This window comes from Herbiconiux sp. VKM Ac-1786 (genome assembly GCF_015350805.1).
Taxonomy (GTDB): Bacteria; Actinomycetota; Actinomycetes; order Actinomycetales; family Microbacteriaceae; genus Herbiconiux.
The window spans coordinates 1,777,175-1,799,799 of the sequence record NZ_JADKSG010000001.1 but is presented as its reverse complement, the minus strand read 5'-3'; the positions used below and the strand labels follow the sequence as shown (position 1 = coordinate 1,799,799).

24 protein-coding genes and 1 pseudogene are annotated in these 22,625 nt (G+C 72.3%); 13 read left to right on the top strand and 12 right to left on the bottom strand.

Annotated elements, in window-relative coordinates; genetic code table 11:
- Positions 1–7: 7 nt before the first annotated feature.
- Positions 8–298 carry a phosphoribosylformylglycinamidine synthase subunit PurS gene (purS, locus tag ITJ64_RS08895; protein ID WP_194680287.1) on the top strand — a complete coding sequence of 97 codons (291 nt, stop codon included), beginning with the start codon at positions 8–10 and terminating at the stop codon, positions 296–298.
- Positions 295–993, top strand: a complete 699-nt coding sequence (purQ, locus tag ITJ64_RS08890; protein WP_194680286.1) for a phosphoribosylformylglycinamidine synthase subunit PurQ — start codon at positions 295–297, stop codon at positions 991–993. The genes purS and purQ overlap by 4 nt, the downstream gene beginning before the upstream one ends.
- A gap of 64 nt (positions 994–1,057) precedes the next feature.
- Here purQ and ITJ64_RS08885 read toward each other — a convergent pair whose 3' ends face one another.
- On the bottom strand, positions 1,058–2,113 hold the full coding sequence (locus tag ITJ64_RS08885; RefSeq protein ID WP_194680285.1) for a GTP-binding protein: 1,056 nt from the start codon (positions 2,111–2,113) through the stop codon (positions 1,058–1,060).
- 50 nt (positions 2,114–2,163) lie between these two features.
- Between ITJ64_RS08885 and ykgO the strand changes: the two genes are divergently transcribed.
- The 3 genes from ykgO (at position 2,164) to ITJ64_RS08870 (ending at position 3,212) form a co-directional block, all read left to right on the top strand.
- A complete protein-coding gene (ykgO, locus tag ITJ64_RS08880; protein WP_173182450.1) occupies positions 2,164–2,286 on the top strand; it encodes a type B 50S ribosomal protein L36 in 123 nt (40 codons plus the stop codon).
- 123 nt (positions 2,287–2,409) lie between these two features.
- Positions 2,410–2,706, top strand: coding sequence for a hypothetical protein (locus ITJ64_RS08875; RefSeq protein WP_194680284.1), 297 nt, complete (start codon positions 2,410–2,412; stop codon positions 2,704–2,706).
- Positions 2,703–3,212 (top strand): O-acetyl-ADP-ribose deacetylase, encoded by a 510-nt coding sequence (locus ITJ64_RS08870; RefSeq protein ID WP_194680283.1) that lies wholly within the window; start codon positions 2,703–2,705, stop codon positions 3,210–3,212. The genes ITJ64_RS08875 and ITJ64_RS08870 overlap by 4 nt, the downstream gene beginning before the upstream one ends.
- A gap of 57 nt (positions 3,213–3,269) precedes the next feature.
- On the opposite strand, the gene ITJ64_RS08865 is transcribed toward ITJ64_RS08870, so the two are convergent.
- Positions 3,270–4,718 (bottom strand): APC family permease, encoded by a 1,449-nt coding sequence (locus tag ITJ64_RS08865; protein ID WP_228507762.1) that lies wholly within the window; start codon positions 4,716–4,718, stop codon positions 3,270–3,272.
- Positions 4,719–4,764: 46 nt separating this feature from the next.
- Here ITJ64_RS08865 and ITJ64_RS08860 point away from each other — a divergent pair, with 46 nt between their 5' ends.
- Positions 4,765–5,151 (top strand): hypothetical protein, encoded by a 387-nt coding sequence (locus ITJ64_RS08860; protein ID WP_194680282.1) that lies wholly within the window; start codon positions 4,765–4,767, stop codon positions 5,149–5,151.
- A gap of 16 nt (positions 5,152–5,167) precedes the next feature.
- Here the strand turns inward: ITJ64_RS08860 and ITJ64_RS08855 are convergent, their stop codons facing one another.
- Positions 5,168–6,025: a helix-turn-helix domain-containing protein gene (locus ITJ64_RS08855; protein WP_194680281.1), complete on the bottom strand. Its 858-nt coding sequence runs from the start codon at positions 6,023–6,025 to the stop codon at positions 5,168–5,170.
- Between the two features lie 101 nt (positions 6,026–6,126).
- Here ITJ64_RS08855 and ITJ64_RS08850 point away from each other — a divergent pair, with 101 nt between their 5' ends.
- Positions 6,127–6,867 carry an SDR family oxidoreductase gene (locus ITJ64_RS08850; protein WP_194680280.1) on the top strand — a complete coding sequence of 247 codons (741 nt, stop codon included), beginning with the start codon at positions 6,127–6,129 and terminating at the stop codon, positions 6,865–6,867.
- Positions 6,868–6,873: 6 nt separating this feature from the next.
- On the opposite strand, the gene ITJ64_RS08845 is transcribed toward ITJ64_RS08850, so the two are convergent.
- Both ITJ64_RS08845 and ITJ64_RS08840 read right to left on the bottom strand, forming a co-directional pair.
- Positions 6,874–7,296 (bottom strand): VOC family protein, encoded by a 423-nt coding sequence (locus ITJ64_RS08845; RefSeq protein WP_194680279.1) that lies wholly within the window; start codon positions 7,294–7,296, stop codon positions 6,874–6,876.
- Positions 7,297–7,404: 108 nt separating this feature from the next.
- Positions 7,405–8,598: a MarP family serine protease gene (locus tag ITJ64_RS08840; protein WP_194680278.1), complete on the bottom strand. Its 1,194-nt coding sequence runs from the start codon at positions 8,596–8,598 to the stop codon at positions 7,405–7,407.
- Between the two features lie 115 nt (positions 8,599–8,713).
- Between ITJ64_RS08840 and ITJ64_RS08835 the strand changes: the two genes are divergently transcribed.
- The 3 genes and pseudogenes from ITJ64_RS08835 to ITJ64_RS19335 form a co-directional block, all read left to right on the top strand.
- Positions 8,714–9,193, top strand: coding sequence for a glutathione peroxidase (locus ITJ64_RS08835; RefSeq protein ID WP_194680277.1), 480 nt, complete (start codon positions 8,714–8,716; stop codon positions 9,191–9,193).
- An 85-nt stretch (positions 9,194–9,278) separates the two neighbouring features.
- On the top strand, positions 9,279–10,286 hold the full coding sequence (locus tag ITJ64_RS08830) for a cell wall-binding repeat-containing protein (protein WP_194680276.1): 1,008 nt from the start codon (positions 9,279–9,281) through the stop codon (positions 10,284–10,286).
- Between the two features lie 193 nt (positions 10,287–10,479).
- Positions 10,480–10,755 (top strand): annotated as a pseudogene (locus tag ITJ64_RS19335) (putative protein N(5)-glutamine methyltransferase); the annotation flags it as partial.
- Positions 10,756–11,676: 921 nt separating this feature from the next.
- On the opposite strand, the gene ITJ64_RS08820 reads toward ITJ64_RS19335, so the two are convergent.
- From ITJ64_RS08820 to ITJ64_RS08805, 4 genes are all read right to left on the bottom strand, one after another.
- Positions 11,677–12,732, bottom strand: a complete 1,056-nt coding sequence (locus tag ITJ64_RS08820; RefSeq protein WP_194680274.1) for a zinc-binding dehydrogenase — start codon at positions 12,730–12,732, stop codon at positions 11,677–11,679.
- Positions 12,732–15,239, bottom strand: a complete 2,508-nt coding sequence (locus ITJ64_RS08815; RefSeq protein ID WP_370545105.1) for an ATP-binding cassette domain-containing protein — start codon at positions 15,237–15,239, stop codon at positions 12,732–12,734. The genes ITJ64_RS08820 and ITJ64_RS08815 overlap by 1 nt, the downstream gene beginning before the upstream one ends.
- Before the next feature lie 81 nt (positions 15,240–15,320).
- Positions 15,321–16,430 (bottom strand): substrate-binding domain-containing protein, encoded by a 1,110-nt coding sequence (locus ITJ64_RS08810; RefSeq protein ID WP_194680273.1) that lies wholly within the window; start codon positions 16,428–16,430, stop codon positions 15,321–15,323.
- Between the two features lie 71 nt (positions 16,431–16,501).
- Positions 16,502–17,515, bottom strand: coding sequence for an ABC transporter permease (locus ITJ64_RS08805; protein ID WP_194680272.1), 1,014 nt, complete (start codon positions 17,513–17,515; stop codon positions 16,502–16,504).
- A gap of 220 nt (positions 17,516–17,735) precedes the next feature.
- Here ITJ64_RS08805 and ITJ64_RS08800 point away from each other — a divergent pair, with 220 nt between their 5' ends.
- Complete coding sequence (locus ITJ64_RS08800) at positions 17,736–18,815, top strand: SDR family oxidoreductase (protein WP_194680271.1); 1,080 nt, start codon at positions 17,736–17,738, stop codon at positions 18,813–18,815.
- Between the two features lie 15 nt (positions 18,816–18,830).
- Here the strand turns inward: ITJ64_RS08800 and ITJ64_RS08795 are convergent, their stop codons facing one another.
- Positions 18,831–19,847: a PHP domain-containing protein gene (locus tag ITJ64_RS08795; RefSeq protein WP_194680270.1), complete on the bottom strand. Its 1,017-nt coding sequence runs from the start codon at positions 19,845–19,847 to the stop codon at positions 18,831–18,833.
- A gap of 122 nt (positions 19,848–19,969) precedes the next feature.
- Between ITJ64_RS08795 and ITJ64_RS08790 the strand changes: the two genes are divergently transcribed.
- Entirely contained in the window at positions 19,970–20,878 is a 909-nt protein-coding gene (locus ITJ64_RS08790; protein WP_194680269.1) for a hypothetical protein, read from the top strand.
- A gap of 9 nt (positions 20,879–20,887) precedes the next feature.
- Here the strand turns inward: ITJ64_RS08790 and ITJ64_RS08785 are convergent, their stop codons facing one another.
- Positions 20,888–21,415 carry a hypothetical protein gene (locus ITJ64_RS08785; RefSeq protein WP_194680268.1) on the bottom strand — a complete coding sequence of 176 codons (528 nt, stop codon included), beginning with the start codon at positions 21,413–21,415 and terminating at the stop codon, positions 20,888–20,890.
- A gap of 104 nt (positions 21,416–21,519) precedes the next feature.
- Here ITJ64_RS08785 and ITJ64_RS08780 point away from each other — a divergent pair, with 104 nt between their 5' ends.
- Positions 21,520–21,717: a hypothetical protein gene (locus tag ITJ64_RS08780; RefSeq protein WP_194680267.1), complete on the top strand. Its 198-nt coding sequence runs from the start codon at positions 21,520–21,522 to the stop codon at positions 21,715–21,717.
- Here the strand turns inward: ITJ64_RS08780 and ITJ64_RS08775 are convergent.
- Entirely contained in the window at positions 21,689–22,618 is a 930-nt protein-coding gene (locus ITJ64_RS08775; protein WP_370545104.1) for an aldo/keto reductase family oxidoreductase, read from the bottom strand. The genes ITJ64_RS08780 and ITJ64_RS08775 overlap by 29 nt on opposite strands.
- Between the last annotated feature and the right edge of the window lie 7 nt (positions 22,619–22,625).

Sequence of the window (22,625 nt, the reverse complement as noted above, 5' to 3'; positions counted from 1 at the left end):
AGCAGCCGTGCCGAAAATCGTCGTCGACGTCATGCCGAAAGCCGAACTCCTCGACCCGCAGGGCAAGGCCGTCGCCGGCGCCCTGACGCGGCTCGGCAAGACCGAGTTCACCGGGGTGCGAGTGGGCAAGCGCTTCGAGCTCACCGTCGACGGCGACGTCGATGCCGCGGTGCTCGCCGACGTGCGCGAGATCGCCGAGGAGCTGCTGTCGAACTCGGTCATCGAGGACGTCGTGAACATCACCGTGCTCGACGAGGCCGGCGCCCACAGCGCGGCCGCCTCCGGGGCGCTGGCATGACCCGCGTCGGCGTCGTCACCTTCCCCGGTTCGCTCGACGACCGCGACGCGCAGCGCGCGGTGCGCTTCGCCGGCGCCGAGCCGGTGGCGCTCTGGCACGGCGACCACGACCTGCAGGGCGTCGACGCCGTCGTGCTGCCCGGCGGCTTCAGCTACGGCGACTACCTGCGCTGCGGCGCGATCGCCTCGCACTCGCCGATCATGCGCGAGGTCGTCGCGGCCGCCGAGCGCGGCGTGCCGGTGCTCGGCATCTGCAACGGCTTCCAGATGCTCACCGAGGCGCACCTGCTGCCCGGCGGCCTGATCCGCAACGACCACGGCTCGTTCATCTGCCGCGACCAGGTGCTGCGCGTCGAGAACGCCGCCACGGCGTGGACGAACGCGTTCGAGGTCGGCCAGGAGATCACCATCCCGCTGAAGAACGGCGAGGGCGGGTACATCGCCTCGGCCGAGACGCTGGAGCGGCTCGAGGGCGAGGGTCTCGTCACGTTCCGCTACCTGGGGGTCAACCCGAACGGCTCGCTGAACGACATCGCGGGGGTCTCGAACGAGCGCGGCAACGTGGTCGGTCTGATGCCGCACCCCGAGCACGCCATCGAGGCCGGCTTCGGGCCCGACACGGCCGTGGCCATGCGCTCGGGTGTCGACGGGCTCGGCATCTTCACCTCGGCGCTGCAGTCGCTCCTGGCGGTCTGACCCTCCGCTCCTAGTGATGGTGCTGACCGGCGTCCCAGCTCGGGAACGGGTCGGGCAGCCGCTGTCACAGCTCCGGCCCGGCCAGCAGTTCACCGGGATCGAGCAGTGCCTCGTCGAGCAGGCCGATCAGCCGCTCCACGCGCATCCCCTCGCCGAAGAACACGAGCTCCTGACCGAGCGGCGCCGACGCGTGCCAGCTCGGCATCGACGTCGGGTCGAGGCTGAGCAGCTCCCCCGCGCTCGACCAGCTGCCCACGACGCCCGGGCGTGAGGCCAGCCGCGTCAGGCCTCGCGAGCGCACGATGCGCCCCACCTCCCCGGGCGTGAAGCGCTCGACCGTGCGCGCCAGCCGCTCGGGGTGGAACGGCCGCGGGTCGGTGAACACCAGCGTCTGCACGGGGCTCCCGGATGCCCGCCCCCGCGCCGAGGGGTCGAGCTCCCGCTGCCAGCCCATCGAGGCGGCGATCCGGTGCACGAGCCGCCGCTCGAGGCGGGCCGGCGCGGCGTGGACGGCGTCCAGTGCATCCCGCCCCAGCACCCTCGCCGCCGGGCACAGCCGCTCGAGCAGGGCGAGCACCCGGCGCGTCGGCAGGTCGTGCAGCACGATGAGCGAGGACGCCTCGAGGCGCGAGGCGAGGCGCTCCGCCGCGTCGTGCGGTTCGCCGTGGCTGCGGTTGTTCGCGTGGATGCGGCCGTCACCGCCGTCAGGGCGCTCGGGCGGGCATCCGAAGAGCAGGCGGTCGATGTCGGCCGACGTGGTCACGGCGACCACGTCACGCACCGCGATCGGGATCAGGTGCGGCTCGCGCGACTCGAGCAGGTGCTCGAGCATCAGCGCCGCCTCGAGCACGTCGACGCCCGGCTCGATCGCGATGACGCGCTGGCCGGAGCCGGTGGCGCGCGCGTCGGCGTCGAGCGCGTCGGCGAGCCCGAGGGCGAGGGCCGCGGCGTCGCCGTCGTCGCCCGCGAACTCCAGCTGCTCGGGTGCGACGGCCGTCGACGTCCCCGGCCCGGCGAGGCGCTGAGCCACCGCGTTCACCGCCGCCGAGGAGGCCCCGCTGACGAGCGTCACGGCGAGCACGGGGCGGAAACGGGGCGGAGTGACACGGTCGGGGCTCATGGTGGTACTCTATCGATAACCATTCTCAATAAGAAGTCGAGGAGACCGACATGAAGGTCCGCAACTCCCTCAAGTCCATGAAGACCATGCCCGGATCGCAGGTCGTGCGCCGTCGCGGCCGCGTCTTCGTGATCAACAAGCTGAACCCGCGCTTCAAGGCGCGTCAGGGCTGACCCGTCCGCCTGCACCGCGAGCGGCTGCTCGTCAAGCCCTCGCGGCCGATCCGCACCCCGGGTAGTCCTGATGGTGAGGAGCGATGCCACGAGGCACGGAGCTCCGGAGCACTGGAGGCATCGATGACGATCGCAGAACTCACGACCGACCCCACCGGCGGGCCCGACCGCGCCCCACGGCCCGACGTGGCCGCTCTCACCTGGCGCTGCCCGCAGCCCGACCTGTGGGTCGCCGTCGACGAGCACGGCCGGCCCGCCGGGATCGTCTCGCAGCGTCGCCGCACCCTCTTCGTCACCACCGCCGTGACGGGTCACGCGCTCGGGCAGCACGAGAGCCTCACCGAGGCCCAGGCCGCCCTCGAGCGGCACGCCCTGCCGGCGCCGTTCCCCCTGGCCGTGCCGAGCGCCCTCGGGGCATGACGGGGGCGATCACCCTCCTCCGAGCCGACATCACCACGGTCGAGGCCGACGCGATCGTGAACGCCGCCAACAGCTCGCTGCTCGGCGGCGGCGGGGTCGACGGCGCGATCCACCGCCGGGGCGGGCCCGAGATCCTCGCGGAGTGCCGGGAGCTCCGGCGCACGCGCTTCCCCGACGGCCTCCCGCCCGGTGACGCCGTCGCCACGACGGCGGGGCGGCTGCCGGCGCGCTGGGTCATCCACACCGTGGGCCCCGTGTTCAGTGCGACGGATGACCGTTCGGCGGTGCTGGCGTCGGCCTACCGCCGCTCGCTCGAGGTCGCCGAGGGGCTCGGCGCCGCCTCCGTCGTGTTCCCCGCGATCAGCGCCGGGGTCTACGGCTGGCCGGCCGACAGCGCAGCGCGGATCGCGGTCGAGACCGTGCGGGAGTCGCGCTACGCCGGGGCGGTGTCGTTCGCCCTGTTCGGCGACGCGATGCTGCGGGAGTTCGTGCGGGCGGTGGGGTAGAGCATCCGCTCTGCTCGTGGTCGGGCTCGGTGGGTTCGGGGTCGACGCGCCCCGGGGTCAGTCGCCCTCTGGCCCGCGCTCGACCGCGGTCAGCGCCTGGGTGTCGAGTGCCGCCGCCCCGCCGTAGCCGCTGCGGCGTCGGTGGAGGAACGTGATCGCCCAGAGCACGATGCCGAGCACGAGCAGGATGCCCGCGATCTCGTACTGCTCCGGCGGACGCCCCGAGGTCCACGGCAGCACGAGGTAGAGGCACGCGATCGCGCCGATCACGGGCAGCGCCGTCGGCGTGCGGAAGTGCTTGTGGTCTACCGGCTTCTTGCGCAGCACCAGCACGCTCACGTTCACCACCGAGAACACCGCGAGCAGCAGCAGCGAGGTCGTGCCGCCCAGCAGCACCGCGATCGGGTTGTCGGGATCGATCGACACGAACGCGGTGAGCCCCAGCGCGATGGCGGTGGTGAACAGGATGGCCGCCCAGGGCGTGCGGCGCTTCGGCAGCACCTTCGACAGGAACGGCGGCAGCACGCCCTGCTTGCTCATGCCGTAGAGCAGGCGGCTCGCCATCATCATGTTGATCAGCGCGCTGTTCGCGACCGCGAAGAGCGAGATGAACGGGATGAGCGCCGAGATCGGGAAATCGGGGGCCGCCGTCTGCACCACCGTCACCAGCGGGGTGTCGTTGCCGGCCAGCTCGCCGACGGGCACGATGGCGACCGCCACGATCGACACCAGCATGTAGATGACGGCCGTGATGCCGAGCCCGGTCAGCATCACCTTCGGGAAGATCTTCGAGGGGTTCTTCGTCTCCTCGGCCATGTTCACCGAGTCCTCGAAGCCGACCATCGCGAAGAACGCGAGCGAGGTCGCGGTCGAGATGGCGAGGAAGACGCTCTTGTCGTCGGGGGTGTCGAAGGCCACCACCCGGGAGAAGTCGGCCTGGCCGCCGAAGATGGCGAAGAAGCTGATGAAGATCACCAGCAGCAGGCCCGACAGCTCGACCAGCGTGAGCACGACGTTCAGGCCGACGCTCTCCGCGACGCCGCGGAGATTGACCGCGGCGATCAGGATCATGAACGCGAGCGCGATCACCAGCGCGAGCCCCGGGCCCTCGCCGAGCCCGAAGCCGATGGCGAAGTTGCTCGCGAAGGCTCCGGCGGCCGCCGAGGCCGAGGTGATGCCCGACGACATCACCGTGAAGCAGATCAGGAAGGTGACGAAGTGGATGCCGAAGGCCTTGTGCGCGTACAGCGCCGCCCCGGCCGCCTGCGGGTACTTGGTCACGAGCTCGAGGTAGGAGCACGCCGTGATGGTCGCGACGACGAACGCGATGAGGAACGGCAGCCAGGCGGCCCCGCCCACCTCGGCCGCGACCTGACCGGTGAGGGCGTAGATGCCGGTGCCGAGGATGTCGCCGATGATGAACAGGAGCAGGAGCTTCGGGCCCATCACCTTCTTCAGTTCCGGTTCGCTCGTCGAACTCGAGGGTGACGCTGCCGTGGCTGTCATGAGGCCACTATGCACCCTGTTAACCTTCGACGGGCATAATGCGGGCATGGCGAAGAAGACGAAGACTGCTCTGAAAGACCTCATCACGGCCCTCGAGAAGCACCAGGGGGTGCTGGAGGACAAGAAGAGCGGGCACGGCAAGCGCGACCGCGCGACCGCGAAGGTGCGCACCGCCGCCATCGCCTACGCCTCGGCCGTCTACTCCCGCACCGGCGGCGCGAGCCCCTTCCTCGACCTGCCCGACCCCGGGCTCGACGAGTCGACCGTGGCGTCGCTGAAGGCCGAGAAGGAGGCGCTCGTCGCCAAGCAGTCGCAGAAGAAGTCGTCGAAGCACGCGGCGCCCGAGGCGCCCGCCGCTGCCGCCGCCCCTGCCGACTCCGACGGCGCTCCGTCCGACGCCGCGGCCCAGGAGTCGACGCCCGCCGCCTCCTGACGCCGCCACGCGCGCCTCACGGGCGCGCGGTCGACTCCGCCGGGAAGCGCTCGCGCCCGAGCACGGCGAGCAGCTCGAGCTTGGCCGCGGCCTCCGTGCGAGGCGCCGCCGTGAGCACGAGGAGCGCCTGCCCCTGGTCCTCGGTGAACAGGGCCTGGCAGTCCAGCTCGATCGGGCCGAGCTCCGGGTGGATCAGCGTCTTGTGGTCCTCGAAGCGCTGCGCGACCACCTGCGTCTGCCAGATCGCGTCGAACTCCTCGCTGACGCCCCGCAGCTCGCGCACGAGCGACCCGGCGCGGGAGCGCTCGCCCGCGGCGCCGTAGGCGGCCCGCAGCCCCGAGACCTGGGCCCGGCTCTGCCGCGCCCGGTCGGCCTCGGGGTAGAGCTCGCGCTCGGCCGGGTCGGTGAACCACCGGTAGACCCCGCTGCGGGCCGGGCCCGTGAGACGCGAGTGGTCGCCCATCAGCGCCTTCGACAGCTCGTTCTGCAGCAGCGTCTCGCCGAGGCTCGACAGCACGAGCGCCGGCGAGTTCTCGAGCCGGTCGAGCACGCGCATCAGCGCCGGGGCGACGTGGGTGTCGAGCGGCGTGCGGGCCGGCGCGGTGTGACCGGCCTGGCGGTAGAGGTAGTCCCGCTCGTCCAGGCTCAGCCGGAGCGCCCGGGCCAGTGCGGCGAGCATCTGCTCCGACGGCTGCGGGCCGCGCACCTGCTCGAGCCGCACGTAGTAGTCGGTCGACATGCCGGCGAGCGCCGCCACCTCGTCGCGTCGCAGCCCCGCCACCCGGCGGCGCGCACCCGCCGAGAGGCCGACGTCCTCGGGCCGCAGCTCGGTTCGGCGGGCGCGGAGGAAGTCGGCGAGGGCGGCACGGTTCATCCTCCGATTATCGGCGCAGCGCGCATCCGGAGACAGGGATCGCCGATCCCCCGACAAGCGCTCCCCTCCCGCCCGGCGCCGGACGCGCGCAGGGTGGGGGCATGGACATCACAACCAGCACCGTCTTCATCCCCGGCGCCACCTCCGGCATCGGCCTCGCCCTCGCCCTGCGCCTGAAGGCCGCGGGCAGCACCGTCGTCATCGGCGGCCGCCGCACCGAGCTGCTCGTCGGCCTCGCCGCCGAGCACGGCTTCGATACCGTCGCCATCGACATCACCGACCCCGCCTCGGTCACCGCCGCCCGTGACACCGTGCTCGAGCGCCACCCGGAGCTCGACGCGATCATCGCGATGGCCGGCATCATGACCGCCGAGGACGTGCGCGACCCCGGCTTCCTCGACGACGCCCTGCGCGTGGTCGAGACGAACATCGTCGGGCCGCTGCGCCTCGTGTCCGCCTTCATCGGGCACCTGCAGACCCGCCCGCACGCGACCGTGATGACGGTGTCGTCGGGCCTCGCGCACGTGCCGCTCGCCACGACGCCCACGTACAACGGGTCGAAGGCCTTCATCCACCGCTTCAGCGAGACCATCCGCCTGCAGCTGGCGTCGACCTCGGTCGAGGTCGTCGAGCTCGTGCCGCCGGCCGTGCAGACCGACCTCATGCCCGGCCAGGCCGAGGAGCCGCACTTCCTGCCGCTCGACGACTTCGCCGACGAGGTCATGGCGCTGCTGCGGGCGAACCCGCAGGCGCCCGAGATCCTCGTCGAGCGGGTGGGGTTCCTGCGCTTCGCCGAGATCGAGGGGCGCTACGACGCGGCGGTCGCCGCCGTGAACGGCTAGCCCCCGTTACTGCTGGGGGGCGCCGCCGATGTTGACGAGCCAGTTGATGCCGAAGCGGTCGACGAGCATGCCGAAGCTGTCGCCCCACGGCGCCACCACCAGCGGCTCGGAGATCGTGCCGCCCTCGGCCAGCTTGTCGAACCAGTCGTGCAGCTCGTCGCTGTCGCCGGGGCCCCCGCTGAGCGACACCGAGATGTTGTTGCCCACGTTCAGCTCCATGTGGGTCGGCGTGTCGGAGAGCATCAGCACCAGCCCGCCCGCCGTGGTGAGCTGCGCGTGCATGACGAGGTGCTCCTCGCCCGGCTCGACGGGCATGCCGAAGTCGCCGAAGGTACTGATGCCGAGCTCGCCGCCGAAGACGGACTGGTAGAACTCGGCCGCCTCCTTCGCCTGGCCGCGGAAGTTGATGTAGGGGTTCAGGGTGGTCATCGACGGCTCCTCCGTGTGGTCGTGTGGGTACGGTAGCAGAGCATGTGAACGCTGTACACATCGTCTCGGTGAACGGATGCCCGGGCATCCGTCACCCGCCTCACCGCCCTAGGCGGCGCAGGCCCCCGACGGCACCTCTTCGGTCGACGCGACCGCCGCGAGCACCGGCGCGATCTCGTCGAGGGTGAGGGCGTAACCCGTCTCGGCGTCGACGGTGGAGCGCGCGAAGACCACGCCGACGACCCGGCCCGCGTCGTCGAAGAGGGGGCCGCCCGAGTTGCCGGGGCGCACGGTGGAGCGGAGGGAGTAGATCTCGCGGGTCACAGCGTCGGCCCCGTAGATGTCGCGGCCGACCGCGTCGACGACGTCGCGCACGCGGGACGGGATGACGGAGTAGGGGCCGTTCTCGGGGTAGCCCGCGACCGTGGCGGAGTCGCCCGAGGCCAGCTCGGTGCCGAGCGGCAGCGGGTCGGCGGGCAGGCCGGGCACGTCGAGCACGGCGAGGTCGCGCTGCGGGTCGAAGACCACGAGGCGGGCGTCGTAGAGGCGGCCCTGTCCGCCGAGCTGCACCGTGAGCGCGTCGCCACCCGCCACGACGTGGGCGTTCGTCACGACGCGGTCACCCGCCACCACCCAGCCGCTGCCTTCGGCGTCGGAGCCGCACCGGGGAGCGGAGGACAGGATGCGGACGACGCCGCCCGAGGCCTGGTTCACCGCATCCGGAACCGAGGGATCGGGCTCGGGTGCGCCCGGGATGATCTCCTCGCCGAACGCGAAGACCTCGGGGAAGCCGGCGCCGTCGAGCGCCTGGCCGAGCGTGCCGAGGGCGCTCTCGGCGGGCACGGGGGCGATGCGGTCGAGCGTCGCGACCACGCGCGAGGAGGCGACGGCCTGGGTGACCGGCGGGATGCCCGTCGTCTGCAGGAAGCCGGCCAGCAGCCAGACCACGACGGCCCAGGTGACGAGCCCCAGCACGCCGCCGCCGAGCGCGTCGATGCCGCGGCCGATCCTCACGACGCCGATCACGCGGCGCAGGAGCGACGCGACCAGGGTGAGCACAGCCGAGGCGAGCGCGATGCTCAGGATGAGCACGGCCGCCGCGGCGAGGGTGCGCTGCAGAGGGCTGCTCCAGCCCTGCGTCGCGAGCCAGTCGACGACGGGCGGGGCCACGACGCCCGTGAGCCAGGCGCCCACGACGATGCCGGCGAGTGCCGCGGCCGTCATCAGGGCGCCGCGCCGCCAGCCGCCGACGACGGCCAGCAGGGCGATCAGGAGCAGCACGAGGTCGATGAGGATGTCCATGTGCGGATCAGGCTACGCGGGCGGTTCCGGCGGTCGCTGGGAGTGTTCTGCGTCGCCTCTCGTCGTTGTCCCGCTCTCGGCTTCGCGGGGTGCGGCGGCGCGTAGGATGCGGATCATGGCACTCGACGACATCCCCCTCACCACGATCGACGGAGCCTCCTCGACGCTCGCCGACTACGCGCCCGTCAAGCTGATCGTGAACGTCGCGTCGCGCTGCGGCCTGGCCCCGCAGTACGAGAAGCTCGAGGAGCTGCAGAAGCGCTACGAGGCGCGCGGCTTCACCGTGCTCGGCTTCCCGAGCAACCAGTTCCTGCAGGAGCTCGGCGACACCGACAAGATCAAGGAGTACTGCTCGATGACCTGGGGGGTCACCTTCCCGATGTTCGACAAGGTCAAGGTCAACGGGCGCTCGGCGCACCCGCTCTACCAGGAGCTCACGAAGACCCCCGACGCCGACGGCAAGGCGGGGCGGGTGAAGTGGAACTTCGAGAAGTTCGTCGTCACCCCCGACGGCGCGGTGCACCGCTTCCGCCCCTCCACCGAGCCCGACGACCCGGCCATCGTGGCCCTCATCGAGTCCTCCCTCCCGCAGTAGCCCTCCCGTAGTCGATTAATCCTCGCTTCTTCGCTACGGTGGACGCGTCCGGTCCGTGGGGGCCGGCGCTTCCGATCGGAGAACCATGGCCTCGCCCCGCATCCCCTTCGCTCTGACCGCCGGGCTCGGCGCCCTGGTCCTGATCGGTGGGCTGGCCGCGCCGGCCTCCGCAGTTCCCGACGGCGTGCAGCGCATCGGCGGAGCCGATCGCTTCGAGGTCTCGGCAGCCATCTCCAACGACATCTTCCCCGCCGGATTCCGGCCGCCGGTGGCCTACATCGTCTCGGGAGAGACGTTCGCCGACGCCCTCTCGGCCTCGGCCTTGGCGGGGCTCCGCGGCGGGCCCGTGCTGCTCACGACCCGGGTCGCGCTGCCGCCGGCCGTTCGGGCCGAACTGGAGCGCCTAGATCCGGAGCGCATCGTCCTGCTCGGCGGCGAGGCGGCCGTGAGCGATGCGGTCTACCGGGAACTGCGCAAGGTCACTCCCGTCGTAGAACGGATCGGCGGCGCCGACCGGTATGTCGTGTCGGCCTCCGCGGCCCGATCGTTCTTCGGCGTCGTGCCGGCCGCGACGGCGTTCGTCGCGTCGGGCGAGAACTTCCCCGACGCACTCTCGGGCGCGGCAGCTGCCGCCCACCTCGGCGGCACCGTGCTGCTGACCCAGCGCGACTCGCTGCCGCCGGCGGCGCGTGCCGAGCTGCTGCTCGAGGAGCCCAAGTCGATCGCCGTCGTGGGCGGGCCGTCGGCCGTCGGTGCGGGCGTGCTCGCCGAGCTGACCGCGGTGCAGCCCCAGACCCGGCGCATCACCGGCGGTGATCGCTTCGCCGTGTCGGCCGCGATCGCGGCCGATGCCTTCCGCGCCGCCACCACCGTCTACATCGCGTCGGGAGAAGCCTTCCCCGACGCGCTCTCGGGGTCGGCCGCGGCCGCCCGCGTCGAAGCGCCCGTGCTGCTCGTGACCAAGTCCGCCATCCCGGCGCCTGTCGCGGCCGAGTTGCGGCGCCTGAAGCCGAGCAAGATCGTCATCCTCGGCGGAACGGCGGCCATCGGCACCGACGTCGAGAACGAGCTCCGCGGCTTCCTCGCGCCGTGACGGGTGGCGACCAGGGCCTGAAGGCTTGGTTCTCGGGCGGCTGAGTAGAGTGGCGCGCGTGGAAGCGACGCGCGGCGACGGGGTGAGGTGGGTCGTGGGGGCGCTGCGGGGTGGGGGGTGCGTGTTCGCCGAAGAGGAGGCGGCCGTGATCCTGGAGGCGGCCGGGGGCGACGGGGGCGAGCTCGAGCGGCTGGTGCGGGAGCGCGTGGCGGGACGGCCGCTCGAGCATCTGGTGGGGTGGGCGGCGTTCGCCGGGCTGCGGGTGGTCGTGGAGGCGGGGGTCTTCGTTCCGCGGCGGCGCACCGAGCTGCTCGTGCGCGAAGCGGTGCGGGAGGCGCCCGACGGCGCCGTCGTGGTCGACCTGTGCTGCGGGTCGGGAGCCATCGGGGCGGCGATCGCGGCGTACGGGGAGGGGCGCATCCGTCTCACGACCGACGCCGACGGCGACACCGTCTTCGAGGCCGTGCCGGCCGGCGGCGAGCGTGGGCGCGGTGGGGCGGTCGGGCCGGCGCGTGATGGGGAGGCCGGCGACGCAGGCGGTGGTGGAGCCGACGGCGAGCGCGGTGGTGGAGCCGACGGCGGGCCTGGCCGGGGCGGGTTCGGGGCGGTCGACACCGACGGCGAGGGAGAGTGGGGCGGGTTTGGGGTTGTCGACGGCGACGGCGAGGGAGGGCGGGGCGGGTTCGAGGTGGTGGCCGCGGATGTGGACGGGGCCGCGGTGGCGAGTGCTCGGCGGAACCTCGGCGCGGGGCGGGTGTTTCAGGGGGATCTGTTCGGGGCGCTGCCGGTGGGGCTGCGGGGGCGGGTGGACGTGCTGGTGGTGAATGCGCCGTATGTGCCCAGTGCGGCGATAGCGACGATGCCGGCCGAGGCGCGGCTGCACGAGGCCGGGATCGCGCTCGACGGCGGCGGGGACGGGCTCGACGTGCAGCGGCGGATCGTCGCCGGGGCGCGGGAGTGGCTGAGCCCCGGCGGGCGGCTGCTGATCGAGACCAGCGAGGATCAGGCTCCGCTCACGTCGGCGCTCTTCGAGGCCGCGGGGCTGGCGCCGCGGGTGGTTCGCGACGAGTCGCTCGACGCGACGGTCGTCGTCGGGCACGCTGGAGCGAGGGCACCGCAGCGCGAATGCGGCACCACGGCGCCAGGCCACCAGGGCGCTCGCTGCTCCAGGCGGGATGGCAAGCCAGAGCGCACGAGCCGGCGGGCCGACTAGCTGTTGTAGGGGGCCTTCACCATGGCGATGAGGGCGGCGAGGCCCAGCACTCCCGTGACCAGGCTGAGAAGCCCGATGAATCCGAGCAGCAGATCTCCGACCAGCATGTGCGCCTCCTAGAACGTCCGGGCCAGCCTAGCGTGCGCCGCCGAGCGGGCGGTCAGGCTCAGGGGGCGCTCAGGCCCAGGGGTCGATCAGCACCTTGCCGTCGAGGCGGCCCGCGGCGAGCAGCTCGAGCTGCTCGGGCAGGGCCGAGAGCGGCACGACGCCCGCGAGCAGCTCCGGCCCCACCACGCCCTCGGCGAGGATCTCGAGCGCCGGGCCCAGGTCGGCGTCGCAGACATGGGCGAGGCTCGAGTCGATAGTCACCTCGCGGAAGACCAGCGAGTGCACGTCGAGCTCCGGCTTCGCCTTGGGCAGCCCGACCGCGAGCACCCGTCCGCCGTCGCGCACGAGGGCGACCGCGGTCGCCAGCTGCCCGGGCGCTCCACTGGCCTCGATCACGATGTCGGGACGCGCCCCGTCGAACGCCGAGGTCACGGCGTCGAGGAGCTCGGGCACCGGCGCCGGGGCGAGCACGGCCGAGGCGCCGAACCGCAGTGCCCGCTCCTGCTTCGGCCCGGGGAACTCGACGACCACGACGGTCGCCGAGATCAGGTGCTGCAGCCCCGCGAGCACGAACGACGCGATCGCTCCGCCGCCGATGACCACCACCCGGTCGCCGTCCCGGGCACCCGAGCGGCGCGCGGCATGGATGCCGACCGCGAGCGGCTGGGCGAGCGCGGCATGGTCGAACGACAGCTCCGAGGGGATGCGCGCCAGCGTCCGCGCGGGCACCGAGACGTACTCCGCCATGCCGCCGTCGGTGCTGAGCCCGAGGGTCCAGTAGCGCTCGCACATGTTCGTGCGGCCCTCGAGGCAGCGCGCGCAGGTGCCGCACCACACCCCGGCCCCGCTCGCGACGCGGTCGCCGGGCTGGAAGCCGCTGTCCGCATCCGCCTCGACGACCTCGCCGACGAACTCGTGGCCCGGGATCATCGGGCCCGTGTGACCCGTGACGCGATGGGCCACCGCGACCGGGAAGACCTTGGGCCCGACGGCCCACTCGGTGGCGTCGGTGCCGCAGAGGCCCGAGCGGACGACCCGCAGGAGCACCTCGCCGGCACCGCGCGAGGGTGCAGGCACGGACGACACCCGGATGTCGTGGTCGCCGTGGTAGACCGCCGCGCGCATCAGACGAGCACCGTGCGGCGCCGACGTGCGACCGAGTAGAACACGGCGGCGATCAGGATGAGCACGCCCTGGAAGATGTACTGCCACATCTGCGACAGTCCCAGGAAGGTGGTCGCGTTGAGCACCTGGATCAGCAGGATCGAGCCGAACAGGCTGCCCACGAAGGTGCCGCGGCCGCCGAGCAGCGAGGTGCCGCCGAGCACCACCGCGGTGATGCTGGAGAGCGTGTACGACACGCCCTGGGCGGGGTCGCCGACGCCGATCTGCGTCATCAGCACGATCGCGCCGAGGAAGGCGAGCACCGAGGTGGCGACGTAGGCGAAGACCACCGTGCGGTCGATGTTCACGCCGATCCGGCGCGCGGCCTCCTCGTTCGAGCCGGTGGCCCGCAGGCGCCAGCCCCAGCGGCGCTTCCGGAGCGCCAGCTCGAGCAGCACCGTGAACACGACGAGCACGATGAAGATCAGCGGCACCGGCCCGACGCGGGTGGTGATCAGCGCGGTGAACGATCCGGCGATGTAGCCGCCGGGCGAGTCGCGCAGCAGGAAGCTCAGCCCCTGCAGCGCGATGTAGAGCGTCAGCGTCGCCGCGATGGCCGTGAACTTCCCGAAGCGGATGAGCGAGCCGTTCACGAGACCGGTCGCCACCGCCAGCACGAACATCAGCAGGATGCCGAGGCCCATCACCCCGAACGGCTGACCGTCGTTGACGAAGAACGACCCGACCACCACCAGGAAGCCGGCCAGCGGACCGACCGAGAGGTCGATGCCGCCGATCAGCAGCGAGATCGTCTGCCCGAGCGCGATGAAGCCGAGGGCGCTGACGAGCATCAGCACCGAGAAGATGTTGAAGTCGGACAGGTAGCGCACGTTCTGGCTGAAGATGAAGGCGCCGAGCACCGCGATCACGGCCACGAGCAACGCCGACGGCGCGTAGTCGCCCTGGATGAAGCGGCGCAGCGGCGTCGAGCGCGCGACCTTCTCGGTCGCCAGCTGCGTGTTGGCGGTGTGCGCGGTGGAGGTGACCGCCGTCTGCACGATGCGCGTCTCGGTGATGTCCTCGCCGGCGAGGGTGCCGACGGCGTTGCCGCGCGACATCACGATCACCTGGTCGCAGAGGCCCTCGAGCTCCTTCGCGTCCGAGGAGGCGACGACGACCGGGATGCCCGAGGCCGACACCTCGCGGAGGATGCGGTAGATCTCCAGCCGAGCCCCGACGTCCACGCCCTGGGTGGGCTCGTCGGCGATCACGATCGACGGCTCGGAGAGCAGCGCCCGGGCCATCACGACCTTCTGCTGGTTGCCGCCCGAGAGTGAGGAGACAACCGCATCCATCGACGACGCCTTGACCGAGAGGGAGTCGAGCGTCGCACCGACCGTGGTCACCTCGTCGCGACGGCTGACCAGCGCCCAGCGCTTGAAGCGCTTGAGGGCCGAGATGGCGGCGTTCTCTCGCACGGTCAGGGTCATCATCAGACCCTCGCTGTGCCGGTCGGAGGGCATGTAGGCGGTGCGGCCGAGCAGCTGCGAGGCCGAGAGCTCGCGCCCGCCGACCGCGACCCGGCCGGTGAACCCGTCGAGGCCGGCGAGCGCCCGGAGCAGCTCGCTCTGACCGTTGCCGACGACGCCCGCGATGCCGAGGATCTCGCCCCGCCGCACGGAGGCCGAGACGTCGACGAAGCCGTCGCCCGTCAGGTGACTCAGCACGAGGTTCGTCTCGTCGCCCTCGGTCGCCGTGTACTTCGGCGGGAAGGTCGACTCCATCTGCCGGCCGACGATCATGGTCAGCAGCTCGTCGTCGGTGACCTCGTCGACCCGGGCGATGCCGCGCAGCCGTCCGTCACGGAGCACGGTCACCCGGTCGGCGAGCTGGCGCACCTCGGCCATGCGGTGGGTGATGTAGACCACCGCGGTGCCGCGGGCGACGGTCTCGCGCACCCGGGCGAAGAGCAGGTCGACCGAGTCCTGCCCGAGCGGGGCCGTCGGCTCGTCGAGCACCAGCACGCGCGGCTCGAGGGCCAGCGCCTTGGTGATCTCGAGCAGATGCTTCTGCGCCACGCTGAGCGTCTCGACCCGGTCGCCGAGGTGGGCGGTGAGGCCCGACTCGCGGATGAGCCGGGTCGCGTACTCCTCGATCGGCCCCTTGCCCTCGAACACCGAGGGCGGCAGCGCCACCCGCAGGTTCTCGAGGATGGTCATGTCGGGCAGCACCGCCGGGTGCTGGTGCACGATCGCGATGCCGAGCTTCGCGGCGAGCGCCGGGCTGAGGCCGTCGATCTCCTCGCCGTTGACCCTGATGCGGCCGCCGTCGGGCTGGACGGTGCCGGAGGCGACGTTCATCAGCGTCGACTTGCCGGCACCGTTCTCCCCGAGGAGCGCATGCACCTCGCCCGGCAGCACCTCGAGCGAGACGTCGGTCAGCGCCGCGACGCCCGAGTACGACTTCGAGATGCCGGTCAGCGAGAGGACGGCGACGGTGGTGTCGACGTCGTGCAGTTGTGTGTCCACGGGGATGCCCTTGCGATCGATGCGTGCGTGAAGCGGTCGGTGCGGGGACGGGCCGGCCCCGTGCGGGGGCCGGCCCGGCTCCTACTTCAGGAGGTCGGCCTGGTCCTGGGGCGACATCTCGGCGGAGAGGAAGATGTCACCGGGCAGGTCGGCCTCGCACTCGACGGGGTTCGGGGTGCCGGAGACCGAGTCCTCGAACACCGGGGCGTCGAAGGTCGTGGTGTCGGGGAGCACTCCGCCGGTCGCCTTGGCCACCGCGTACTGCACGGCGAGGCGCACGTTGTCGTTGCCGGTGGCGACCGTCATCATCTTGAAGTCGGGGTTCGCCTCCTGGTTGTCCTTCCAGAAGCAGCCGAGCACGTTGCCGTCCGAGGCGACCAGGGCGGGGATGGAGCGGCCGCTCTTGGTGAACTCGGGCAGGGCGCCGACGAGCGACGGTCCGAAGTCGGAGACGATCACGTCGATCTCCGGGTTCTTCGCGATGGCGCTGGTGAGCACCTGCTGGGTGACCGCCGGGTCCCAGTTGGTCGGCTCGAACGGGGTCTCTCCGATGAACTCGTACTCGCCGCCGTCGCCGAGCACCGAGTTCATGCCGTCGAGCTCGTCCTCGCCCTGGCTGTTGCCCTTGGGTCCGGAGAGGAAGAGGATCTTGGCGCCGTCGGGGAAGTTGGTCTTGATCCACGTCCCCCAGTTCTCGCCGTCGGTGGTGAAGTCGGCGCCGATCCAGGCGTCGTAGTCGACGCCGTCCTCGCCGCCCGGGTTCACGCGGTAGGGAACCGTGACGACGCCGGCCTGGTAGGCGCTGCGGAGCGCGGGCAGCATGGCCTCGCCCGCATCCGGGAACACGACGAGCGCGTTGACGCCCTTGGCGACCATGCCCTGGATGTCGGCGATCGACTTCTGCGTGTCGCCCTGGCCGTCGGCGTACTCGTAGCCGGTGACGCTCGGGCACTTGGCGACCTCGTCGGCGCCGGCTGCGGTGGTGACCTTGCGCCAGCTGTTGCCGCCGAAGCCGTCGAGCAGGCCGAGGGTGATCTCGTTCGGCCCGCACCAGTCGGGGGCGCCGGCGACCGGGGCTCCGGTGGTGACGGTGTCGTTGGACGACGGGGCGCCCGAGCTGCAGGCGGTGAGCGCGAGGGCGAGCACGCCGATGCTCGCCGCGGTCAGTGCGATTCGTTTGCGGATGGCCATGGGATGGTTCCTCTCACTGTGCGCGGCGCCTCTGCCGCGGGTGATTCTCGGGTTGGGGTGTGTCGGGGTGATCAGGCGGCCGCGCCGACGCGCTGCCGGGAGCCGAGCCGTGCGCGGAGGCCGGCCCAGTCGATGGTGTAGAGCGCCACGCCGACGGCGAGCGCCGCGGCCTGGATGATCGAGCGCACCGCGAAGGGCACGCCCGCCGCCAGCACGAACTGGTCGAGCTGGCTGAGGAAGACCGCCGCCACGACGGTCGCGAGCGGGAAGCCGCGACCGCCGAGGAGGCTGGTCCCGCCGAGGACCACCACGGCCACGGCGGGGATCAGGTACGCGTTCCCCTGGAACGCGGTGGGCTGCGCCGTGATGCCGGCCAGCAGGATGCCTGCGAGGCAGTACAGCAGCTGGGCCCAGACGTAGGCCGCCGCCTGGTGGGTGCGCACGCGCAGTCCGGTGGCCCGAGCGGCGACGGGATTCGCGCCGACGGCTTCGAACCGCCGCCCGGCCACCGTCTTCTTCACCAGCACGGTGACGAGGAGGAACGCCGCGAGCGCGAAGAACACCGAGTTCGGAATGCCGAAGCTGAGGCCGCCGGCCACGTCGCGGAGCAGCCGGGTGGTCGTGGTCGGGCTGCCGCCCGAGATGCCGAGCACCACGGCGAAGAGCAGGGCGTTCGTGCCGAGCGTCGCGATGATCGCGTTCAGCCCGAGCCGCCCGATCAGCAGGCCGTTCAGGATGCCCGCCAGCACGGCCAGGCCGACGGCGAGCAGCACGGCCGGCACGAGCAGCGAGTCGTCACCGTTCGGGATGCGACTGACGACCACGATCGACAGCGACACCGCACCCGGGATGGACAGGTCGATACCGCCCTGCTGCACCACGAGCATCTGGCCGAGGCCGACGCAGGAGAGCACGGCGGCGAAGGGCAGCATGCCCAGCACGGCACCCTGCGAGACGCTCGACGGGGCGAACAGCGCGCTCACCACGAACAGGGCGATCACCGCGATGCCCACCGTGACGAGGCCCCGCGAGATCGACCAGCGCGAACTGGTCAGGGCGGGTTGCCGTCGCTCCGTTGCGCTCATACTGTCTCCCTGGTGGGTGGGCTGCCGAGGAACCCCTCGTCGGGCTCGTCGTTGAGTATAGCTTTACACTCGCGGCCAAGCGTTCACAACTGCTTTTGATAACTATTGGAGCAATTCGGCCTGTTCTCGGCGATCTTGGCCGAACTCCGCCGCATCCGCTCGTGGCCGCGTGAAGCAGAAGTGTACATTGGCTCTGAACAGACCGACGAAAGGGACGACGATGTCAACTGCTGGAACCGGGCGCCGCGCGCTGGTGATCGGATCGACCGGGATCGCGGGGCAGGCCCTCTGCCGGCTGCTCCTCGAGCAGGGCTTCGAGACCTTCGGGGTCTCGCGCTCGGCGACCGCCCCCGTGCCGGGCGTGCAGCCGATCGCCGCCGACCTGCTCGACGCCGCCGGCCTGACCGCCGCCCTGTCGGAGGTGCGTCCCGAGCTCGTCTTCATCACCGCCTGGATGCGGCAGCCGAGCGAGGCGCAGAACATCGAGGTCAACTCGGCCATCGTGCGGAACGTCATCGACGCGACCGCGGCCGGCGGCACCGTGCAGCACGTGGCCCTGCTCACCGGGCTGAAGCACTACCTCGGGCCGTTCGACGACTATGCGACCGGTGTGATGGCCGACACCCCCTTCGAGGAGGAGTCGGAGCGCCTCGACAGCCCCAACTTCTACTACGCGCAGGAGGACGAGCTGTTCGCCGGCGCCGCCCGGCACGGCTACGGCTGGAGCGTGCACCGCGCCCACACCGTCTTCGGCTACGCCGTGGGCAACGCCATGAACATGGCGCTCACCCTCTCGGTGTACGCGACCATCTGCGCCCGCACGGGCGAGCCGTTCCGCTTCCCGGGTTCCGCGACGCAGTGGAACGGGGTCACCGACGTCACCGACTCCGACCTGCTGGCCGAGCAGCTCGTCTGGGCGGCGACCGACCCGGCCGGCCGTGACCAGGCCTTCAACATCGCGAACGGGGACGTGTTCCGCTGGCGCACCCTGTGGCCGCGGATCGCCGAGCACTTCGGCGTGGCCTGGGAGGGCTTCGACACCGAGCCGGCACCCCTCGAGGGCCGGATGGGCCACGCCGACGAGGTGTGGCGGGAGATCGCGGCCGAGCACGGACTCGCCGAGGCCGACGTGTCGCGGCTGGCGAGCTGGTGGCACACCGACGGCGACCTCGGCCGCAACCTCGAGTGCTTCACGAGCATGAACAAGAGCCGCGAGGCGGGGTTCCTCGGCTTCCGCACCACCCCGGCGAGCTTCTTCGACAAGGTCGAGCGCTACCGGGCGTCCCGCATCCTCCCCTAGCGGGAGGTCCTGCCGTCAGCGGGAGGTCCAGGCGAGAAGCTGCGACAGCGGCCAGGTCGTCACGATGCGCTCCGGCGGGATGCCCGCCGTCGCCGCGCGCTCGGCACCGAGGTCGATGAAGCAGAGGTGGCCGGGCGCGTGCGCGTCGGAGTCGATGCTGAACAGGCAGCCCGCCTCGAGCGCGAGGGCGATCAGCTCGTCGGGCGGGTCCTGCCGCTCGGGCCGGGAGTTGATCTCGACGGCGACCCCGGCATCGGCGCAGGCCGCGAAGACGGCGTCGGCGTCGAACTCCGACTGCGGCCGGGTGCCGCGGGAGCCCTGCACGAGGCGGCCCGTGCAGTGGCCGAGCACGTCGGCGCGGCCGGAGCGGATCGCGGCGAGCATCCGTGCCGTCATCGGCCCCTTCTCGTCGCGGAGCTTGGAGTGCACGCTCGCCACCACCACGTCGAGCCGGTCGAGCAGCGCCGGCTCCTGGTCGAGGGCGCCGTCGGCGAGGATGTCCACCTCGATGCCGGCGAGCAGCCGGAACCCGTCGTCGCCCGAGGCGTTCACCGACGCGACCACCTCGAGCTCGGCCTCGAGCCGTTCGGCGGTGAGGCCGTGCGCGATCTTCAGGCTCGGCGAGTGGTCGGTGAGCGCGAGGTACTCGTGCCCGAGCGCACGGGAGGCGGCGGCCATCGAGGGGATGTCGGTGGTGCCGTCCGACCAGTCGCTGTGCGCGTGCAGGTCGCCGCGCAGCTGCGCGCGCAGCGCCTTCGCCTCGGGGCCGAGCTTCTCGCCGGTGCGCGCGCGCAGCGCCTCGAGGTAGTCGGGCACGCGGCCCTCCAGCGCCTGCAGCACGATCTCGAGCGAGCGGTCGCCGATGCCCTTCGTGCGGGCCAGACGGCCGTCGGATGCCCGTGCCGCGAGCTCCTCGGGCGAGAACTCCCCCGCCACCGCCGCGGCCCGGCGGAACGCCTTGACCTTGAAGCCCGGCGCGAGCTCCCGCTCGAGCAGGAACGCGGTCTCGGTGAGGGCGTCGACGGGGTCCATGCCCCCGACCCTAGCCCGGTGCCCGCGGCGCGACGAGGCGGGCCGGGGCGGGCCGGGCCAATCGGCGCACGGGGCGGCGACGAATGCTCGAGGGGGCATACCCTTCGACGAGGAGGTGGAGCATGGCGGCTCCGAGCGAGTACCTGCGGGCCCGGCGCGACCCGGAGTTCCGCGAGCGGGTGGCGCGGGGGTACGACGGCGCGCACGACGTGCTCGACGCGCTGTGGTGGCGCGAGCATCCGGGATCGCCGACGCCGGCCGGGGTGGAGTCGCCCGCCGCGCGCCGCACCGAGCTGCAGCGGATCGCGTTCGCGCCCGCGGCCAAGGGCAGCGCCGACGCCGTGCCGCGCGCGGATCGTGCGGCCGCCGAGCTCGCGCAGCTGGATGCGGCCCTCGACGAGGAGCGGCGGGCGATCGACCGGGCCGTGACCGCGGCGAGCGCCGTGGGATCGCCTGGCCCGGACGACGCCGGGGAGGACGTGGAACCCGAGGAGGACCGCAGCGGCGCCCTGCGCCCCCACCGGGGGCGGCGCCGGCTCGCCGCCGTGGCCGCCGCGGGCTTCGTGCTCGCCCTGGTGGGCGGGGCCGCCGGGTTCACCCTGGCCGCCGTCTCGGGAGGCGGTCTGCCCGGGCTCGGGGCGGGGAGCGGAGCGCCGTTCGCCGACGCCTCGGGTGCCCTCGCGATCTTCGACCGGCCGTCCCAGCCGGCCGACCAGCCGCCCGTGCTCTACGCGGTGCAGCTGCGCGAGGAGACGCTGCGCACGCTGTCGATGGCCGACACCCCGCTCTACGTCGCGCGCGACATCGACGACGACGTCTGCATCGTGCTGGTGCAGGACAACGGCACCTACACCGCGAACTGCGTGCCCCCCGACCGCTTCCCGGCGACGGGGTTGCTGATCCGCGGCTCGATCGCGGTGACGGGGCGGCCCTCGCAGGGCGACCAGCTTCCGCAGAGCTTCGTCGACGTCGAGGCCAGCTGGCTGCCCGACGGCACGACCGTGTGGGGGCAGAACCCGCAGACCCGGTAGCCCGGCGCGTCAGCGCGGCAGCGTCTGCGCGATCGCCGCCAGGGCCCGCTCGGCCGCCGGCCCGTCGGGTCGCCAGACGAGCACGGTGTCGCCGGCATCCGGCAGCTCGAGCCGGTGGAACGCGAGCGTGAAGGGCTCGGGCGAGTCGGCGCCGAAGACCCACGAGCCGCTCGGCCGCTGCCGGCCCGAATCGTCGGCGAAGGCGCGCGCGAACGCCCGGCTCCGGGCCGAGAGCTCGCCGACGAGCCGCCGGAACTCGGGATCGGCGTCATGCCGGTCGAGCTCGACACGGAGGGTCGCGGCGACGTGCTCGGCGAACTCGGGCCACGCCGTCTGGCTCTCGACCACGGAGTCGTCGAGGAAGGCCGCCCGCGCCAGGTTGACGCCCTCGCGGAAGAAGGGCGAGACGGCTCGGGCCAGCCGGGTCGCGCCGACGACGGTGAGATACCGGTCGTGCACGATCACCGGGATGCCGTCGAGCGCGCCGAGCAGGCCGTCGAGCTCGTCGTGCCGACGACGGGGCGGGGCTTCGGTCACGGTGCCTCCTTCGAACGATCGGTTCCTCCAGGTATAGGGCGAGCGGTGCCCCGTCGGCCCGACTGGTTGTCGGAATCCGGCGGCCCGGACGTAGGGTGTGCTGCATGGACGACGCGGAGCGGAGACGGCTGGCCGACGAGCAGGAGCGCCGCGCCCTGCAGGCCCTCGAGACGATCGTGCACGGGGGCGACCTCGGCGCCGAGACCCTGGCGCTCTCGAACGAGTTCACCGACCGCCACACCGCCCGGCTGAAGGCCTGGCTGGCCGCGCGGCTCAGGGGAGGGCGTGGCCCGCGGCCGTGAACAGCCGGTACCACTCCGGGCGGGTCAGCACGACGTCGGCGCCCGCGGCCGCGTCGGTGACGCGACCCGGGTTCGTGGTTCCGAGCACGACCTGGATGCCGGCGGGGTGCCGGGTGATCCAGGCCGTCGCGATGGCCATCGGCGTCACGCCGTAGGCCGCGGCCAGTTCGTCGAGCACGTCGTTCAGCTCGGCGAAGTGCTCGCGATCGCCGAGGAACACCCCGTCGAAGAAGCCCTTCTGGAAGGGCGACCACGCCTGCAGGGTGATGTCGTGCAGGCGGGCGTGGTCGAGCATCCCGAGGTCGCGGTCGATCGACTGGTCGAGGCGCACCATGTTCGCGGCGACGCCCTGGGCGATGATCGGCGCGTGGGTGAGGCTCAGCTGCACCTGGTTCACGACGAGGGGCTGGCGCACCGTGCGGGTGAGCAGGTCGATCTGGCCCGGCGTGTGGTTCGAGACACCGAAGTACCGCACCTTGCCCGAGCTCTCGAGCGCGTCGAAGGCCGCGGCGACCTCCTCGGGCTCGACCAGCGCGTCGGGTCGGTGCAGCAGCAGCAGGTCGAGGTGCTCGAGCCGGAGTGCGGCGAGCGACTCGTCGACCGTGGTCAGGATGTGCTCGGTCGAGAAGTCGAAGTAGCCGTCGCGGATGCCGACCTTCGACTGCACGACGACCTGCTCACGCTCGGCGGGCGAGAACGAGACGGCGTCGCCGAAGCGACGCTCGCTGCCGTGGCGCTCGCCGCCGTAGATGTCGGCGTGGTCGAACATCGTGATCCCGGCGTCCCGGGCGGCACCCACGAGGGTGCGGATCTCCTCGTCGTCGAGCTCGGCGATGCGCATCAGCCCGAGGACGACGGCGGAGACGGACAGGTCGGTACGGGCGATGCGCTGGCTCTTCACGGGCTTC